This is a genomic window from Chryseobacterium sp. SIMBA_029, assembly GCF_046535275.1.
Classification (GTDB): Bacteria; Bacteroidota; Bacteroidia; order Flavobacteriales; family Weeksellaceae; genus Chryseobacterium.
The window spans coordinates 1-235 of record NZ_JAWRXA010000864.1; the positions used below are offsets into that span (position 1 = coordinate 1).

The following is a 235-nucleotide window of genomic DNA, read 5'->3' on the forward strand; positions in this document are numbered from 1 at the left end:
CCTTGCCGGCTTCCCCCACCGCGTCAAAGCCATCCGCGTCAGCGGCAAACCCGCGCCCGCGTGGCTGACCTATGACCTGCTCAAGGCCTGTGTGACGCAAGCGGATGTGGGCCAGGCCTACCCGGCCCTGCTGAAAAACAAATTGATCGCCGACGGCGCGCAAGCGTCACGCCGCCGACGCCTGTTCAGCCAACAATGGCAGGTGCAACTGCCGATGCTCGCGCTGGAGTACAAG

1 protein-coding gene is annotated in these 235 nt (G+C 65.1%); it reads left to right on the forward strand.

Annotated features, from left to right (window positions below; all coding sequences use genetic code 11):
* The coding region (locus tag SB679_RS26335; RefSeq protein WP_410705382.1) for a hypothetical protein at nt 1–235 on the forward strand (235 nt) is incomplete at both ends.